Origin of the sequence: Mycolicibacter algericus DSM 45454, assembly GCF_002086455.1 — a bacterium.
In the GTDB taxonomy this organism is placed as follows: Bacteria; Actinomycetota; Actinomycetes; order Mycobacteriales; family Mycobacteriaceae; genus Mycobacterium; species Mycobacterium algericum.
This window is the reverse complement of record NZ_MVHC01000005.1, coordinates 1-15,771: the sequence shown is the minus strand read 5'-3', so window position 1 is coordinate 15,771 and position 15,771 is coordinate 1. Positions and strand designations below refer to the sequence as shown.

Sequence of the window (15,771 nt, the reverse complement as noted above, 5' to 3'; positions counted from 1 at the left end):
CGCTACTCGATCCCCAGCTTGCGCGCCAAGTCCGACCCGCCCACCTGGGCGATGAAATCCGGGTCCCCGCAGACCACGAGTTGGTCCCGGGCCCGCGACATTCCGACGTAAAGCCGTTCTCTGGCCCGCTCGACCGGCCCGGCGGCGTCGACCACCAGCACGACGGCGCGCCGCTCTAATCCCTTGAACCCCAGCACATGTCCATAGAAGACCTGATCGGCATCCCAAAAGCTGTCCCAGTAGGCCTGATTGCCCCGTTCCTGGCGGGCCACCTGCTCGGGGTGGCGGCTGCCGGTGGTCAGCAAGGCCACGTCTTCGGGACGCCAGCCGTCATCGAGCAGCTTCTCGACCTGATCGTCGCCGTTGTCCGCCGCGTCAGCCCGGCTGCACGGCACGAAGTGGACCTCGGGCCCGTCGGCGCCCAGGTAGCGGATCGGGTGATCCACCAGCGGCTGGAACGTGGTGGCGATCTGGCGGGTGTTGCGCAGGTTGCGGTCCAGCACGAGTGGGACCAGCGGCACCGGCGGGGTGCCCTGCCGGTCGAAGACTCGCTGGCCCTCATCGCTGAACACGAACAGCCCGCCCTCTTCGTCGTCACGCAGTGACGCCAGCACCGGATCCCACCAGGCGTCGGCGAAGTCCTGGGCCTCGTCGACCACCACCGCGTCGAACCGTTGCCCGTCGTCGATGTTTTGCGCCAACTCGAGCATCTGCTGCGGCAGCTGCTCCTCCCAGAAGCGCACCGACTCCTCCGGGTGCGTCGGGCCGCCGGGGGCGCCCCATTCCACACCCAGGGAATGGAATTCGCCGACGTAGGCCGGCTGCTGGCGGCGCTGCCAGGTCCCGGTGAGCCGCTTGAGGTAGGACGCCAAGCCGTGCGAATAGCACAGCAGTGCAACACGTTTCCCATCAGCCGACAGCCGGCGCGCCTGTTCCACGGCCAGGTAGGTCTTCCCGCTGCCGGCACTGCCGCGCACCTGTACCCGGTTGAGCAGCCGGATAGCCTCCAGGATCACGGCCTGCTGTTCGGTGAGAGCGTCAGCGGCACTGTCGTTGGCCAACGCTCGGGCGACGACATCACGCTGCGGCAACCCACGCCCGCCGAGCGCGGTGCGGAACTGCTCGATGCCTTCGGCGGTCAGCAGCGGCCGGTCCAGCTCCTGGCGGATCAGCACGTGGCGCAGCCGAGACACCAGTTGCGGCAGGTCGTTGCGGTCGATCACCTTCCAGCGCGGGCAGTCCGGGAGTTCGAAGTCGGCCGGCAGCTCGGTGTGCGGCAACGCCACGACGTGATCCCAACGCAGCCGGTCCTGCGTCCAGCGCCTGTCGTTTTCGATGTAGTCCCGCAGCGCATAACAGGCCTCGCGGGCCTGGCGCACGGGTTCGATCCGACACTTCTTGCCGCCGCGCATCTGACGCCACCCGGACCCGTCGTGCCAGACTTCGCCGCCTTTGACCTCGATGCAGATGACGCCGGCGCCCTCGATCGCGACGACGAAGTCGATTTCGTGGTCTTTGAGGTGGTCGGTGACGCGCTGGCCCGCGACCACGACGTCACCGTCCTGGAGTTGCTCGATCAGCGCCTGGTAGACGTGGCGCTCGGAGGAGTTGGCGAACCTCGGGTTTTCCGGCAGTGAAACGGGCACGCCGATGAGCGTGCCACGTTCGGGGACTACGGCTGCTGTGGTTGGGGCGAATCAGCAGACCCGGCCGGCGAAGAATGCCGCCGATACCAGACCGACGCACAACGCCACCGTCGTTTGCCCCATGAGGCTGGCTCCAACGGTGGCAGTGGCAGCGGTGACGCCCAGACCGCTCAAGAAAGTCGTCATGGCCATCATCTCCTGTGGTTTAGATCACAACCATTTTTTATCGTGGTCTACACCACATCATACCTCTAAGGAAAATGCCAGTCCCGTCGCATTCACCGAAAAGGCGCCGAAACTTTATGCGGCTCGCCGACCTGCACGGTCAGGCCCGGACGGGGCTGTAGGGCCGCGTATCCCCCGGCGCGTATGCGCTGGTCAGGAGGGTGCAGCCGGGTTCTGGCCAGCAGTCGCGCCAGCATCACCGTCAGCTCGGCGGTGGCGAAACTCGACCCGATGCAGCGATGCGTTCCACCGCCGAACGGCAGGAACTCATACGGGGCGGCCCGGCGATACCCCGGGGAGGCGGGGTCCCAGCGGCGCGGCTCGAAGCGCAGCGGATCGGCCCACAGCTCCGGCAGCCGGTGGGTGACGTACGGGCTGAACACCAGGGTGCGCCCAGCGCGGATGCGCCGGCCGTGAAACGACAGCTCGCGGGCGACCTTGCGCGCGGAGATCACCGCCGGCGGGTAGAGCCGCAGCGTCTCGTGCACGACGCCGTTGAGGTAGGTCAGGTTCTTCAGGTCGCCGGCGTCGGGGGCGCGGCCGCCGGTGACGTCACGGACTTCGGCGGCGGCGGTCTGCCACACCTCGGGGGTGCTGAGCAGCGCGTAGACCGCCCATCCCATTGCCGCACTGGTGGTTTCGTACCCGGCGGCGATCAGCGAGACGATCTGGTCGCGGATCTCGTCGTCGCGCAGCGCCTCGCCGGCCTCGGTGCGGCCGGTGATCAAGGTGGCCAGCACGTTGTCATCGACGCTGGGATGGGTTCGGGCGCGGGCGATCTCGGCGTAGATCAGCTCGTCGACGCGGGTCCGGGCGGCCATCGCACGCCGCCAGGCCGGAGTCTTCAGCCGGGCTTCGACCTTGAGCACCTGGGGCAGCCGGTGGGTAAGGTCCATCAGCGGCTGCAACTGTTCGCCCAGGAAGTCGGCGTGGCCGGCCATCGCCTGGCCGAACAGTGCTTCGATGGCGCTGCGCCGGATCGCCGAGCGCAGCTGCGCGAAGATGTCGATCGTGTCACCGGGTCGCCAGCTGTCGATGACGGCGTCGGCGTTGGCCGCCATGATCTGCAGGTAGCCGCCGACGTGCCGCTGGTGAAATGCCGGTTGGACCAGGCTGCGGCGGCGACGGTGATCGGCCCCGTCGCTGACGATCAGGGCGGTGGGCCCGTCGACGGGCACCAGCACCTGGAAGGCGTCCCACCAGCTGAAGGCGTCGGAGTTGGCGAAGACGAACTTGTTGGCCTCGGCGCCGAACACATACACGTAGCCGTGGCGGCCGATCCCGGCGTCGACGATCGGGCCGCGACGCCGATGCAGCGCGGCCAGCGCGTCGCCGGGTCGATAGCGTACGGGCTGGGTCATGTGTGCCTCAGGGTAGCGGGCTATTCGTCGACAGCGGAGTGAATTCCGGTGTGGCCGAAGTCGTCGCCCTTCCACAGCAGTGGTTCACGAAGGTCAGTCGCCAGGGCGTAGGAGAGGCAGTCCCCGAAGTTCAAACTCGCTGGATGCCCGCTGCCCTTCCCGAAGTCGATGTAGGCCTGTCGGGCCAGCCGAGCCTGCCGCTCGGTTACCGGCTCGACCACAAAGCCGGCCTCGTCGAGGAATTCATCCAACGCTCTGCTGATGATCGGATCGCGCTGGGAGTCCAAGACGATCCCACATTCGAGATAGGACGCCGCGGACAGTCGACGGGTCTGCGCCCGGGCGATCGCCCGGGCATAGCGATCCGCGTCCGCTTCATCTCGGAGGATCGCGATGATTGCCGAGGTGTCGGCGATCATGCGGGCAGGCCGCGCTCGTCGTAAAGCAGCGCGCCATGGTCGACTCGCTTCGCCTCCGGGCTCATGCGAGCCGCGGTCCGGCGACCGATAGCAAGCAGCCGGTCAGTGACGTCATCCGCCTGCAGGCGAGCCAGCCGGTCCCGCACTGCGGCCGCGACGGCCTGCGCCTGGGATTCACCGGTGATCCTGGCGATCTCTTTGACCGCTTCATGAACCGACGGATCTTTGATGTTCAACGCCATGACTGGTACCTTCCTACCGTCTTGATGGTACCAGCGTGTTGCGCCGGCCGCCCTCGACGAACGGTGTGGGCAGTTTCCAATCGGATAGCGCCGGCGCTATCGCCCGTCACCCGACCTGCACGTAGTTCTCGGGCCGGATCCGGCGCTCCCCTGACCAGCGGTAGGCGGTCAGCGTCCCGTCGTCTTTGACGGCGCTGAAGTCCACGCACGCGGTGCGCTCGGTGAAGTCCTCACCGAGCGCGGGCGAGCCCTGCCGCCAGTAGTGGCCGTAGAACACCGGGACGTCGCCGGTATAAACGAACGACTCGGTGCCGTCCAGCAGTGGCAGCTCCGGCAGCGGCGGGTAAGGCTCTCCCTCCGTGGTGGTGTAGCTACTGCTCATTACCGCGACGTCGCGCAGGGTGCGCGCGCCGCTGTCCCACCAGCGCATGCGGGCTTTCTCGCGGTCGTTGCCGTCCTTGTCCTTGTACTTGAGCTGGCCGCGCTCGACCAGGCTGATCTCGGGGCCCTTGAGCAGGATCTCGATCGCGTCGTAGAGCGCGTGCTCCTTGTCGTGTGCCGCCACCAGATGACCCGCATCGGCAAAGGGGGCGTTGGTTTTGCAGTGCTCTTGAACCGCTGCCATCGATTCCTGGTGCCAGCAGGCGTGCACGACGCGCAGCACGCCCAGGTCCAGCCACAACGGCAGGGTGGCGAACCACTCCAGGTAGTGGCGCCGGTCTTCGCCGGTCACCTGGTCCAGAAAGTCCCAGTGCTGCTTGGTGTTCTTGCCCGACCACGGGCCGTCCGAGCCACCATGTGGGCGCAGGTATTTCCCGCTGCCCGCCGGATGTTCGTGGTGGTAGCCCAGCGCGTTGAATTCGTGGTTGCCCATGACGATCTGGGCGCTGCCCGCGTCGACCATGGCCTTGGCTACTGCCAGCACCCGCAGTTGCCCTGGGCCGCGGTCGATCAAATCGCCGACGAACACCACTTGCCGATCCGGGTGACGGTATTCCGCTGCACCACCGGTGGTTTCGTAGCCGAGCTTGGCCAGTAACGCCTCCAATTGGTCGGCGCAGCCGTGGACGTCGCCGATGATGTCGTACCCGTGCACCGTGGACGCTGCCATCGGGGCCCTCCAATCTCCTGGTAGTTCCATTGTCTCAGTGGACTCCGACATCCGGATGGCTGCGCCGCTGGCCCACCGACCTTAAGGTGTCAACCGTGACCGAACCCTCCGACGCGGTACCGACACTTGCGGCGATCCTGACCGAGCACGGGCCGGCGTCCAAGGACGACATCGCCGACCGGCTGCACGAGGCCGGGATCGCCGACCCAGACGCCGTCATCGACGAGTTGCTCAATGAGTTCAGCTGCCCGGCCCGCCCGCTGCCCGACGGCCGGTGGGTGTGGTTGCCGGCACTGCTGGCCGGGCGGGTCTTCACCCACCGGCTCACCGCCGAGGAGCTCACCCATGACTTGCTGGCGACCGGCCCGGACCTGGACCCGATCACCGAACTGTGCGACGACGACTATGCCGAGCTCGCCGACGGCTCCCCGGTGTCGGTCGTAGTGCCCGGCTACGACGACGAACTGCTGGAGGAGCGCGGCATCCCGCTCGAGCTGGTCGACGAGCCCGGCGCCCTGCTGCTGAGCCCGGGCACGCTGGCCGGCCTGGGGGTGGCCGCCGGCGATCTGCTCGGAATGCGGTTGACCAACAAGGGAATCGGTTTGGAGCCGGTCGCCGCGACCACCGACCCGACGCTCGGCGGTCGGCTGGCGGCTCAGCTCGACGCCGATGAATCCCCGTCGCATTTCGCCTCGGTGGTGTGGGCGGCCTGCGCGACCGACCCCGCACTGTTCACCGCCCCGGCCGCCCCGCTCAGCGAGATCGCCGACCAGCACGGGCTGGCCCGCAGCGGCGGCTGGCTGGCACCGGCCGGCTTCGACTTCCAGCGGTGGCGCTTCGAGCGCAAGTGCGCGCGGCTGGCCGACCAGTACGGCCTCGATGACGACGATGCCTTCGTGCTGACCACGCTGGTCGAGATGCACGCTCAGATGGCGCAGGTGCTCGACCTCGCAATCGACGCAGAAGACGAGGAGGAGGCCACCGTCGACGCCCCCGCCGACACCGAGCCCGCCGACGGACACTACGCGGAGGTTCTCGGCGAACTGGGTGCGGCACTGGCCAATCCGGTGCTGGCGCTGTCCTTGATGGAGGAAGCGACCAGCGCCGGCCGGCGGGGTGCCGCCGCGCTGGGCATCCTCGCCGAGTCGCTGCAGTCCAAGGTGCCGCGCTCGGCGCGGGTGGCGACGCACTGGCTGCAGGCGATGGCGTGCGAGGGGCTGGGCGATGTCGCCGGGTGCGAACGCGAGCTGTTGGCCGCCGAATCATTGGACCCGGACTGGCCACTGACGTTGCTGACGCTGGCCCGGATCGCCTCCGACCGCGGCGACGCCGAGGCGGGTTTGGGGCTGCTGCGGCGCGCCGGCGTCGGAGCCGATCACCCGCTGGTGCGTCTGCTGGAACAGCATCGGGCACAGCCGCGTACCGACGTCGGCCGAAACGAGCCGTGCTGGTGCGGGTCGGGCCGCAAGTACAAGAAGTGCCACCTGGGCAATGAGCAGCTGTCGCTGGCCGAGCGGGTGCGCTGGCTCTACGCCAAGGCCCACCAACAGGTGCTCGGCGGCGAGTGGGGCGAGTTGTTGCTGCTGGCCGGTTACGAACGCATCCGCTACGTCGAGGATGAGATCGATGATCTGGTGGCGGCGGCCAAGACCGACCCGCTGGCGATCGACACGGTGCTGTTCGAGGGCGGGGCGTTCGCCGAATTCCTGCAGTTACGTGGTGAATTGCTGCCCGAGGACGAACGGCAGCTGGCCGAGCAATGGCTGGGGGTGCCGCGCTCGGTGTTCGAAGTCGAGCAGGCCCGCCCCGGCCACAGCGTCACCGTGCGCGACGTGCGCACCGGCGAGAGTCTCGAGGTCACCGAGCGGGGCCGCGCGCTGGATCCCGGGCAGCTGATCTGCTCGCGGGTGCTGCCGACCGTCGAGGGTTTCGCGTTCTTCGGCGGAATTGACCCGGTTGAGCCCGATGAGCGCGATGAGCTGCTCACACTGCTTGACGACGAGCCCGATCCGGTGGAGCTGGTCGGCTTTCTGAGCCGATGGCTCGCACCGTCGGAGCTGGACGACGAGTACGGGGATCCGTTGGGGACAGCCCGGGCCGACTGACCTGCGGCCCGGGCCATCAGGGTCGATGTGGCCGCTGTTCGGGAATTCGCCACGCCGACGACGGTGGTGCCCGACGTCCCCGCGGGTGACTTGCCGGCTTGGGCCACTGGCGTACGCTGCGAGCATGCAGGACGAGGGTCTGGAGCCGCGGGTCGCCGCGCTCGAGGAGCAGGTGCGCGAGCTGCGCGACCGGGTGCGGGCCAGCGAGCAGGACGCGGCGGCAGCGCGCGTGCTGGCCGGCGGGGCTGATCGCGACGTCGGGGAGCTTGGCGACGAACTCCGGGACTTCCGCCAGGCCACAAATACCAGTTTCAACGCACTGCGCGAAGACATGCTCGATATGAGGCAGGAGCTGACCGGCGGCTTCAGCGACGTGGCCACCGGCTTCGCCGAGATTCGGGCCAAGTTCGACCTGACCGCCGCAGGGCAACAGCACATCGCCGAGCTGATCCAGCAGGTCATCGACAGGCAAGGCGGCGCAGCCACGGCCTGAGACGCTACGTGCGGGCGGTCACCGAGCACCGGGTACCAGCTTGCTGATTGCCGCGAACGCCTTGTCGAGAAGTTCGTCGTTGTCATCTATTTCCAGCAGGACCGGGTCCATCTCGATGGTGCCGCGCGCATAGGGCAGCACGTCGCGCAGTTCGGCGACGCGGCCCACGAACTCGTCGATGAACCTGCGGTAGCCCTCCAGCGGAACGTCGAAGACGCGGGCGCAGTCGCGCACGACGTCGGCGTACTCCACCGGGGTATTTGTGCTGCGGCAGCTTTCGGCCAACTCCAGCAGCCGCTCGTGTAGGTCCATCAGCCGGTGCGCCGCGTGCATGATGGCGTCGGCATCGGCGCTGCGCTCGTCGGTGGGGTCTCCGAACATCCGCCGGAAGGCCGGGCTGAGCATCAGGTCCTCGATCTGTCTCAGCAGCGCCGACATCTGCTCGAGGAGACCAAACAGATACTGCCCCAGCGCAAATCCGCTGTACCTGCGGGCGCCTTTGGGTGGGGCGTAGCCGAGCTGCTGGTCGCGTAGCCGCGGTTGTAACACCGCGTACCGCTGCACCAGCACCGAGACGAAGACCGCGTAGCGCCAGCAGGCCGGCCGTTCGGCCAGCAGCGTGGTCAGACCGTCGGCCGTGTAGGCCACGGCGGCAACGTCGGCCGGGTCGCCGATCTCGCCCGGGTCCGGTTCGTCGGCGATGCGGCGCATCAACTCCGCGCCTTCGGCGCCGTAGAAGCCTCTGTTGTCGCCGCGCAGCGCCCAGCGGTGCTGCCGGTCGGCGCGTTCCCGGATCGCCTCGCGGCGCCGCGCGGCGGTGCCCCGTTGCTCCTCGAGCCACGGCGCCGCGACGTAGCCGGCGAAGGCCAGCGCGGCCAGGACGGCGACGGTGATGGCCCACCCGGTCGATCCGGCCAGCCCGACGACGAACACCGAGGCGGCGACGGGTCCGGCGCCGGACCGCAGTGCCGTGCGGGCGCGGGTTACCAACGCGTTCATGACAGGCACGCTACGAGTGGGGTGTGACACCGGGCGTCGGACATATGTCGTTGTTGCCCGGCTTCGCGCGACAACGCACGTTATGTCGTGTTAGGAGGCGGAGTCGCGGGAATACCTGGCCCCGGCCCGCCACATCTGCCTCGCCACGCTCAGCGGCATGTAGGGATTTCAGTGCCGGTGTCGGTGCTACCACGCGGCTGCAGCGTCAGCGGCGGCACCTGCTCGAGGTCGATACCGCGGTAGGCGACCTCGTATTCGATGTCGAACTGGGCCAACGTCGCGGTGCAGCGGCCCTCGCCTCCGCGTTGCTCGGCTATGAAAGCGCCGAAGCCGCCGATGACCGGCGTTCTCGTCGGCCGCGGCCAGTGACAGTTCGTCGTCGACGACGGCGCTGGCCAGCTGCTCATCGAGGAGCTGGCCGGGACCGTTACCGCAGTACCGCACGGCCAAGCGACTGCCACACTGGTCGGCCGACGTGGCGCGGTCGAAGGCGGATACCGAATCAGTTGCGAGGTGCGAATATTTGAAGATGACCTCCCGTGACTGGTTTGCGAGCCTGACCGGTTTCGCCGAAGGCGATTACGAGTCCACCCAGGCCCGACTGTCCGTCGACGGTGACGAGCTCGTCTCCTCCGTCAACGGCAAACGGTATGGCATCGGCGAGCTGTCGCTACCGACGTTGGCCGACCTACGAGAGCGGGTAAGAATGGGTGACGCCGGTCGCAACACCGTCCGCTGCCTGGTCGGTGATTCCCGCGCGCTGCACGCGGATCCGGAATTTGCCGACGCACTGTTTCAGGTTGCCTCGCAGTTCAATCTGCTAGAGATGGTTTCCCAGCATGTCACCCCCGAGCAGGGCGTGACGCGGTACCTCGACGATCCCACCCAGGGCCCGGCGTGTGCGGTCGCCGCCGGCGCCGGCACCATCTACCGCAACTATCTGGTGCCAATCGGCGACGAGATCGGCCAGGCGCGGGACCGGCAGCTCGACACGCTGGCTGATGTCGGCGTCGCACTGTCCGAGTTGCTGTCGCGGCCGGTGACCGAGCTGTGGGAGATGCGCAACGGCTACGCGCTGTGCACCGTCGAGGGCCTGCGCGCCATCGCTGCTCTGCTGGATCAGGCCGGCGCTGATCAGCGCGATGCTTTGCGCGGCGAGTTGGCGATCGGACTGCACCGCAACGTTGAAGTCACCGATGCGACAGGCGATCCCCGTCGCTCGGTCTCACAGGCCTACTGCTCGGCGCTGCCGGTGGCCTACAGCCGCATCCCGAGCGCGCAGTGGGGGCCGTTCGCCCAGCTGGTGCTGGAGGCCGCCTACGAGGCAACGCTGCTGTCCGCGGCCGAGCAGGCCACCGCGGGCGGCTCGAGCACGGTGCTACTCACACGAGTCGGGGGCGGTGCATTCGCTAACGCCGCTGAATGGATCGACGCCGCCATCGAGCGGGCCCTGCGGATTGTGGAGCGGGCCGGTCTGGATGTCCGGCTCGTCAGCTACGGCGGCGTGGACCCGTCGATGCAAGCGATCGCGCAGCGATGGGCCTGAATCTGCTCCGCTGGAGTCCACGATGAAGATCACCGGCGCCCCGCTGGGAATCTCCGCCAGATCACCATGGCGAAAGTGAAAGATGAGCAGACCGTGGAGGACTCATCACGATGGTCGAAGCAGTAGACACCGCCGATGCCGGCCTGCGCGCTGCCGTCGCCGGCTGCCCGGGCAGCCGGCGACACGTGGGACGCGATCGGCGCTGCGCTCGGCACCAGCCGCCAGGCTGCCTACCAGCGGTTTGGGAAGGGCTGACCCCTTCCCACTACGCCACCGCCACACTCGAGGCCTGGAATACCTCCGCCGGCATCGGCTGGTGCAGTCGCCAGGTGATCGCCATCGGCTTCTCGCCCTCATGCGAGACGTAGTCGGCCGGGCCCAGAAACACATACGGCGCGGCACCGAGTGCATTGGTTTTGGCGGCGCGCACGAACAGCAGGATGTGCGAGCCGTTTTCGCGGTGGTGGATGTAGCGCTGCCCGGTTGGCGAGTTCTCCGAAGTGGTAGATTGCGACTCCCAGTGGAACAGCCGGTCGCTGAGCGCGAAGTCGCGGTACATGGTGGTCGGTGAGTAGTCGGTCTCGGATTTCTTCAGCGTGATCAGGAATGCGTCGGTGTTGAGGTCGGGGCGCCACACGACTCCTTCGCGCATGGTGCTCGGAGTGCGGTTCTGGGCGGCGTAGTCCAGCGCAGCGAGGATCTCTTCACGCGAGTAGGTGGCGTGCACCTGCAGTGGGACCGCCGCCAAGGACGGGACGAAGCGGCCCAAATCGTAGGTGCTGCGGCGGGCGGCGTCGAAGGCGATATCGATCACCTGGCGCATCTCGTCGGTCACGGGCTCGCCCCCCAAGGCGTCGAGTCCAGCTGCAACATCGGGGAATCCGCCGCCGTTGGGGAACAGCGAATAGAACAGCATCGCGGCCAGCCGATGTTCGGCCGGGCTGGCCAGGTCGACGCGCCCGTCGAGGATGGCCCGGTACGTCTGCCAGCGCAGCCGGTCGTCGACGTGGGCCAGGGCGCGGACGCGTTTGACCAGATCGGTTTCGCGGGGGCCGGGAGCAGCGGCCTGTTTGCCGGTCTCGCGACACAGTGTGGTCCAGGACCGGTTGTTCTTCAGGATGTCGGCAAGCTCGCGGCCGTAAGCGCCAAGGTAACCGGCCAGCCGGTCACCGGGGTGGGCTCGCACTTCGGAGACCAGTGCCGCCCAGCGGGGCGCCACTTGCTGTTTGATGTTGTCGAGCACCAGTTTCTGCGCGACGCGGTCGAGCACGATCTGACTGCCCGACGGCAGGAACGGAAAGCCCTGCTCCACTTGGCGCTGCAGTGCTTTGCCGCCGGTTCCGGTCAGCGCCCGGAAGCGTTGGTCGAAGCGGAACTCGCGGCGCTGATGGCCGACGAAGTCCAGTGCCGTCAGCACGGTCTTGCCATGGGTGAGTCGCAGCCCGCGTCCAAGCTGCTGCAGAAAGACGGTGGCACTTTCAGTGGGCCGCAAGAACAGCACGGTGTCGACCTCGGGAATATCCAGGCCCTCATTGAACAGGTCGACGGCAAAAATGATGTTGATGCCGCGGTTGCGCAGCGCCGCAAGGGCGGAGCGACGCTCGTCGGCGGGCGTCTCGGCTGAGACCGCCAGCGCAGGAATGCCCGCGTCGTTGAAGCTGTCGGCCATGTAGCGGGCGTGGTCGACGCTGACGCAGAATCCCAACGCGCGCATGGCCGCAACGTCACCGACTTTGTCGCGCAGTTGTTTGAGCACGATGCGGGTGCGGGCGTCGTTTCCGGTGTAGATCCCGCTGAGGGCAGCCAGGTCGTACCCGCCACGCTTCCACTGCACCGCTTCGAGGTCGGTGTCGTCGTGGATGCCGAAATAGTGGAACGGACACAGCAGGTTTTGTTCCAGGGCTTCCCAGAGCCGTAGTTCGGCGGCGATGCGGCCCTCGAAGAACGCCCGCACGTCGATACCGTCGGCGCGTTCGGGGGTGGCGGTGAGCCCAAGCAACTCAATCGGTTGTACATGGCCGAGCAGTCGACGATAGGAGGCGGCTTCGGCGTGGTGGAACTCGTCGACTACGACGACGTCGAAGTGGTCGGGGGCGATGTCGGCCCGCCGGTTCGCCGACAGCGATTGGATGCTGGCGAACACGTGTCGCCACTTGGTCGGCTGTTGGCCGTCGACGAGCAGTTCACCGAAGGTGGCGTCGGTGAGGGCCTCCCGGTACATGCGTTGGGCTTGGCCGAGGATCTCCTTGCGGTGCGCGACAAACAACAAGGTGAGGTCGCGGCCGTGGACCTCGCGGGCCAGCCGGCGGTAGTCCAGGGCGGCCATCACGGTCTTGCCGGTGCCGGTGGCGGCGACGATCAGGTTGCGGTGCCGATCGTGCAAGGTGCGTTCGGCGTCGAGTTGTTCCAGCATCTCGGCTTGAAACGGTTTGGGGCGTACTTCCAGACCGGACAAAGTGACGGCCAGTGAGTCACGTTTGCGCTGCCCGGATGCGTTCTGCAGGGCTTGGCGGAGCCGTTCACCGTCCTGGTCGGGACGGTACGGCTCGAAATCACGGTTTTCCCAGTAGGAATCGAACGTCGCCCGGAATTTCTCCAGCAGGTGTGGCGTGCCGATCGCCGACAGCCGCACGTTCCATTCCAAGCCGTCGACCAGGGCGGCGTGCGACAGGTTGCTGGAGCCGACGTAGGCGGTGTGATAGCCGGTGTTGCGGCGCAGCAGCCACGCCTTGGCGTGCAGGCGGGTGATGGTGGTGTCGTAGTTGACCCGCACCTCGGCGCCGAACTCGTTCACCAGGGCATCCAGCGCACGAGCGTCGGTGGCGCCGAGGTAGGTGGTGGTGATGACCCGCAACGGAATGTCGCGTTCACGCAGCTCGGTGAGTTCCTTTTCGAACAGCCGCAGGCCCTGCCATTTGACGAACGCGCACAGCAGATCCACCCGATCCGCGCTGGCCAGCTCGGCGCGCAATTCGGCCGCCAAGGTCGGCTCACCACGGCCATTGGTCATCAGCGCGGCATCCGAGAACGGGGTGGCCGGGCGAGGGAGTCTGTTGTCGGCCAGGGCCTTAGCGCGACGCACCTCGTCGAGGCGGGTGATCTTGCCAGGGTCGTCCGTGCGCAGGGCGGCGCCGTCGGTGACGGTATCCGGTAGCAGCTCCAGGATGCGATGGGTCAAGTCGACGCGGTCTTCGACGGTGCGGGCCGAGCGCAACGACCGCTCGATGATCGGCGCCAAGTAGCGGGTGATCGTCAGCGCCTGCTCGGCGTCATCGACCGTAGCGAAGTCGGGGCGCAGGTCGGCGTGACGGGCCAGCTGGGCGTGCAGGTGCTCGGTGAGTAGGGATTCGTAGACGCCGGGGTCCATGGCCGGCAGGGTAGCCGATGGGGCAGACATCCATCGGTGGGACGCTACGGCTCAATGCCGATCTCCTCATCCAGTTTCCGCAGCTCATCGAACGCGCGCCGCTGTTCGTCGTGACGGTCCCTCCGGAAGGCCAGCACATCGGTGGCCGACAGCCGGGTATGCGAGCCGACCTTGTGAGCCGGCAGCTTCTGCTCGGCGACCAATTTCATCAGAGTCGGCCTGGAGATGCCGAGCATCTTGGCAGCTGTGGTGGTGGTCAACTCCCGTGGCAACGGTTGGATGGTGATCGTGGAGCCGCGACTCAGCCCGCCAAGGATGTCGCGCATGAGTCCGGCAAGCGCTGTCGGCATCGGCATCAACTGCCCGCCGGCGGGTCCGACCGCAAACTCGATCTCGGTGGCGGCCGATCCCGCTTTGGCAACCGAACTGCACACGGTGCGCGCTTCGGCGATCTCCGCCTCGTCGATGGTCAGGCTCGTCCGGCAGGCCTGCTCCTGTGCAACGCCCATCTTCTCCCCGCCTCCGACTGCATGCTCCCGCCAGAATAGACAGTTTCACTTATAAGTGCAATGCATCGAAGTGTCGCTGGCCGCGGCCGCCGCCGATGATCTGAACATGGTGCGCCGGATTCGGGCGGCATTCGAGCCGGGGCCCTCGAGACCCAGCTGATCGAGTTGACCGCCGGGCTGCTGGCCGCCCGCGGTGCAGTTTCGGTCGGCCAACTCGCCACCGAGGTGCATCCACTGCTCGGTCACCGCTGGCGGATAGGTGGGAACCCGCTGACCATCGACGACGTGCGCAGGCAGATCTATTCGCAGTGCGCAATTATGTCCGGGCTGGATCTGATCGATACCAGTGATTGGAGGGTCTGGGCCGTCGGCCCGTCCGCCCGGTCGCTGCTGCCGGGCATCGATGTGTTGGCGGAGTTTTTCGCCAACCAGTGAGGCCGCCGGTGCGTTGGCTGTGAACGGCAGGGCCTTTCATCGCGCACCGTCACCGATGGATCCGTGGTATCGAGCTGGTCGATCCAATGGTTTTGTCGATCCTGGACGCCATAGTCATCACCTCGCAGGTAGTCGTAGTTCTTCGGTTGCAGCGCGTTAACACCCGTCCAGCGCGCCGCCCAGCCCGGCACCGAGGCTGGAGGGATCAGCTCTCGCTCCAGCCCTCAGCGAGTTTCTCCCGAATCAGCCGATCGAACTCCGCCAGTGCGCCGCTGCCGACGCGGCGTTTACCCAGCGCCTTGCGGTATTGCTCAGCGAAGCCCTCCCAAGCGTCCGGGACCGTCAGCATGCCGGCCAGCACAACCGCGAGCGTGGTCTCCTTCGCGGCGATCGGTCCGTCACCGTAGCGAGTCCAGCCGTGTGTGGACTCCCAGCGAATCAGTTGCGGCGCAGCGGTTTCAGCGAACCGCTGGAATCCGTGCCGCCGCCACGTCGCGGTCCACAACGCGGCGGCGGCATCGGAGACGACGAAGCCGGCCGCCGACACCGGATCCTCGCTGCGGAAGTAGTAGGTATCGCGGGCGTCGACAATCAGATCGATCAGCCGCGTCAAGGCCGTGATCGCCGGTGTGGGCTCGCCGGCGTGCAGGGCCTCCACGGCGGCAGTGGCCAGCTGCTTGAAGGTGAACCGCCAGCGGGTGCGCTCCTTCGGCGACACCCGGCGATCCCGCCCCAGATACGCCCCCGAGCGAGCGAGTTCCACGAACTGGACCACCTCGTCGTGCACCGTCTGCGGGTCGAGCGGCTCCGACTTGGCAGCCGGGCGGATGTCGCCGGCCAGTTCAGTTTCGATGCGCCGCCGCACGTCCGCGGTGCCGCGCCAGTACAGGTTCCACAGCGCCTTGCGCAGCGCCGCGTCGTCATGCCCAGACATGGCTGAAAAGAACTGTTCACGGTTCATCCGGTTGACGGCCACATCAACACTATTTCAGGAGGTCGCGCCCCGTGGGGTGGTGTAAGTAGGGCCAGCGTTTCCGCGTGAGGCTCTGTGGTTTTCACTATGCCGTGAGAGCCGCTGTGGGGGCAACGCTTTCGGTGGGTTTGTTGCCGGGGCCGTTGGTTTTGAGCAGGGCCAGGGTGGCTTCGGATAGGTACCGCTTGTCGGCGACTTGCCATTCGTCGTGGGCTTCGACGAGCACCGAGCCGGCCAGCCGCAGCAGTGCGGCCGGATTCGGGAAGACCCCGACGACGTCGGTTCGGCGCTTGATCTCGCGGTTGAGACGCTCCAACGGGTTGGTCGACCAGATCTTTTT

Annotated in this window: 15 protein-coding genes and 2 pseudogenes; 5 read left to right on the top strand and 12 right to left on the bottom strand. The window is 67.3% G+C overall.

All coding sequences use genetic code 11. The features are described 5' to 3' along the window. Positions 1-2: 2 nt before the first annotated feature. The 6 genes from BST10_RS06615 to BST10_RS06595 form a co-directional block, all read right to left on the bottom strand. Positions 3-1,646 (bottom strand): nuclease-related domain-containing DEAD/DEAH box helicase, encoded by a 1,644-nt coding sequence (locus BST10_RS06615; protein ID WP_083037183.1) that lies wholly within the window; start codon positions 1,644-1,646, stop codon positions 3-5. A 51-nt stretch (positions 1,647-1,697) separates the two neighbouring features. Next, positions 1,698-1,832: a hypothetical protein gene (locus BST10_RS24135; protein ID WP_264079639.1), complete on the bottom strand. Its 135-nt coding sequence runs from the start codon at positions 1,830-1,832 to the stop codon at positions 1,698-1,700. 92 nt (positions 1,833-1,924) lie between these two features. Beyond that, on the bottom strand, positions 1,925-3,232 hold the full coding sequence (locus BST10_RS06610; protein WP_083037182.1) for a cytochrome P450: 1,308 nt from the start codon (positions 3,230-3,232) through the stop codon (positions 1,925-1,927). Between the two features lie 20 nt (positions 3,233-3,252). Next, entirely contained in the window at positions 3,253-3,651 is a 399-nt protein-coding gene (locus tag BST10_RS06605) for a type II toxin-antitoxin system VapC family toxin (protein ID WP_083037181.1), read from the bottom strand. Beyond that, positions 3,648-3,893: a type II toxin-antitoxin system VapB family antitoxin gene (locus tag BST10_RS06600; RefSeq protein WP_083037180.1), complete on the bottom strand. Its 246-nt coding sequence runs from the start codon at positions 3,891-3,893 to the stop codon at positions 3,648-3,650. Before BST10_RS06600 ends, BST10_RS06605 begins: the two co-directional genes overlap by 4 nt. 106 nt (positions 3,894-3,999) lie before the next feature. Beyond that, positions 4,000-5,004 carry a metallophosphoesterase gene (locus BST10_RS06595; protein WP_083037179.1) on the bottom strand — a complete coding sequence of 335 codons (1,005 nt, stop codon included), beginning with the start codon at positions 5,002-5,004 and terminating at the stop codon, positions 4,000-4,002. 95 nt (positions 5,005-5,099) lie between these two features. Here BST10_RS06595 and BST10_RS06590 point away from each other — a divergent pair, with 95 nt between their 5' ends. Both BST10_RS06590 and BST10_RS06585 read left to right on the top strand, forming a co-directional pair. Further along, a complete protein-coding gene (locus BST10_RS06590; protein ID WP_083037178.1) occupies positions 5,100-7,109 on the top strand; it encodes an SEC-C domain-containing protein in 2,010 nt (669 codons plus the stop codon). A 124-nt stretch (positions 7,110-7,233) separates the two neighbouring features. Beyond that, positions 7,234-7,602 carry a hypothetical protein gene (locus tag BST10_RS06585; RefSeq protein WP_083037177.1) on the top strand — a complete coding sequence of 123 codons (369 nt, stop codon included), beginning with the start codon at positions 7,234-7,236 and terminating at the stop codon, positions 7,600-7,602. An 18-nt stretch (positions 7,603-7,620) separates the two neighbouring features. Here BST10_RS06585 and BST10_RS06580 read toward each other — a convergent pair whose 3' ends face one another. Then, a complete protein-coding gene (locus BST10_RS06580) occupies positions 7,621-8,601 on the bottom strand; it encodes a hypothetical protein (protein WP_083037176.1) in 981 nt (326 codons plus the stop codon). Between the two features lie 149 nt (positions 8,602-8,750). Then, positions 8,751-9,008, bottom strand: a complete 258-nt coding sequence (locus BST10_RS06575) for a hypothetical protein (protein WP_083037175.1) — start codon at positions 9,006-9,008, stop codon at positions 8,751-8,753. Between the two features lie 122 nt (positions 9,009-9,130). Here BST10_RS06575 and BST10_RS06570 point away from each other — a divergent pair, with 122 nt between their 5' ends. Together BST10_RS06570 and BST10_RS23735 are read left to right on the top strand one after the other, a co-directional pair. Beyond that, positions 9,131-10,147 (top strand): hypothetical protein, encoded by a 1,017-nt coding sequence (locus tag BST10_RS06570; protein WP_083037174.1) that lies wholly within the window; start codon positions 9,131-9,133, stop codon positions 10,145-10,147. A gap of 101 nt (positions 10,148-10,248) precedes the next feature. After that, positions 10,249-10,402 (top strand): annotated as a pseudogene (locus BST10_RS23735) (hypothetical protein); the annotation flags it as partial. 10 nt (positions 10,403-10,412) lie between these two features. Here BST10_RS23735 and BST10_RS06565 read toward each other — a convergent pair. Further along, a complete protein-coding gene (locus BST10_RS06565) occupies positions 10,413-13,514 on the bottom strand; it encodes a DEAD/DEAH box helicase (RefSeq protein WP_083037173.1) in 3,102 nt (1,033 codons plus the stop codon). 44 nt (positions 13,515-13,558) lie between these two features. Beyond that, entirely contained in the window at positions 13,559-14,023 is a 465-nt protein-coding gene (locus BST10_RS06560) for a helix-turn-helix domain-containing protein (RefSeq protein ID WP_083037172.1), read from the bottom strand. A 165-nt stretch (positions 14,024-14,188) separates the two neighbouring features. Between BST10_RS06560 and BST10_RS06555 the strand changes: the two genes are divergently transcribed. After that, the gene (locus tag BST10_RS06555) at positions 14,189-14,458 is read left to right on the top strand and encodes a hypothetical protein (RefSeq protein WP_083037171.1); all 270 of its coding nucleotides are present in this window, start codon (positions 14,189-14,191) and stop codon (positions 14,456-14,458) included. A gap of 505 nt (positions 14,459-14,963) precedes the next feature. Here the strand turns inward: BST10_RS06555 and BST10_RS24265 are convergent. Beyond that, positions 14,964-15,419: pseudogene (locus tag BST10_RS24265) on the bottom strand (hypothetical protein); the annotation flags it as partial. Between the two features lie 97 nt (positions 15,420-15,516). Next, positions 15,517-15,771 (bottom strand): transposase (locus tag BST10_RS06545; protein ID WP_207567900.1); only part of this gene is annotated, 255 nt, incomplete at its 5' end.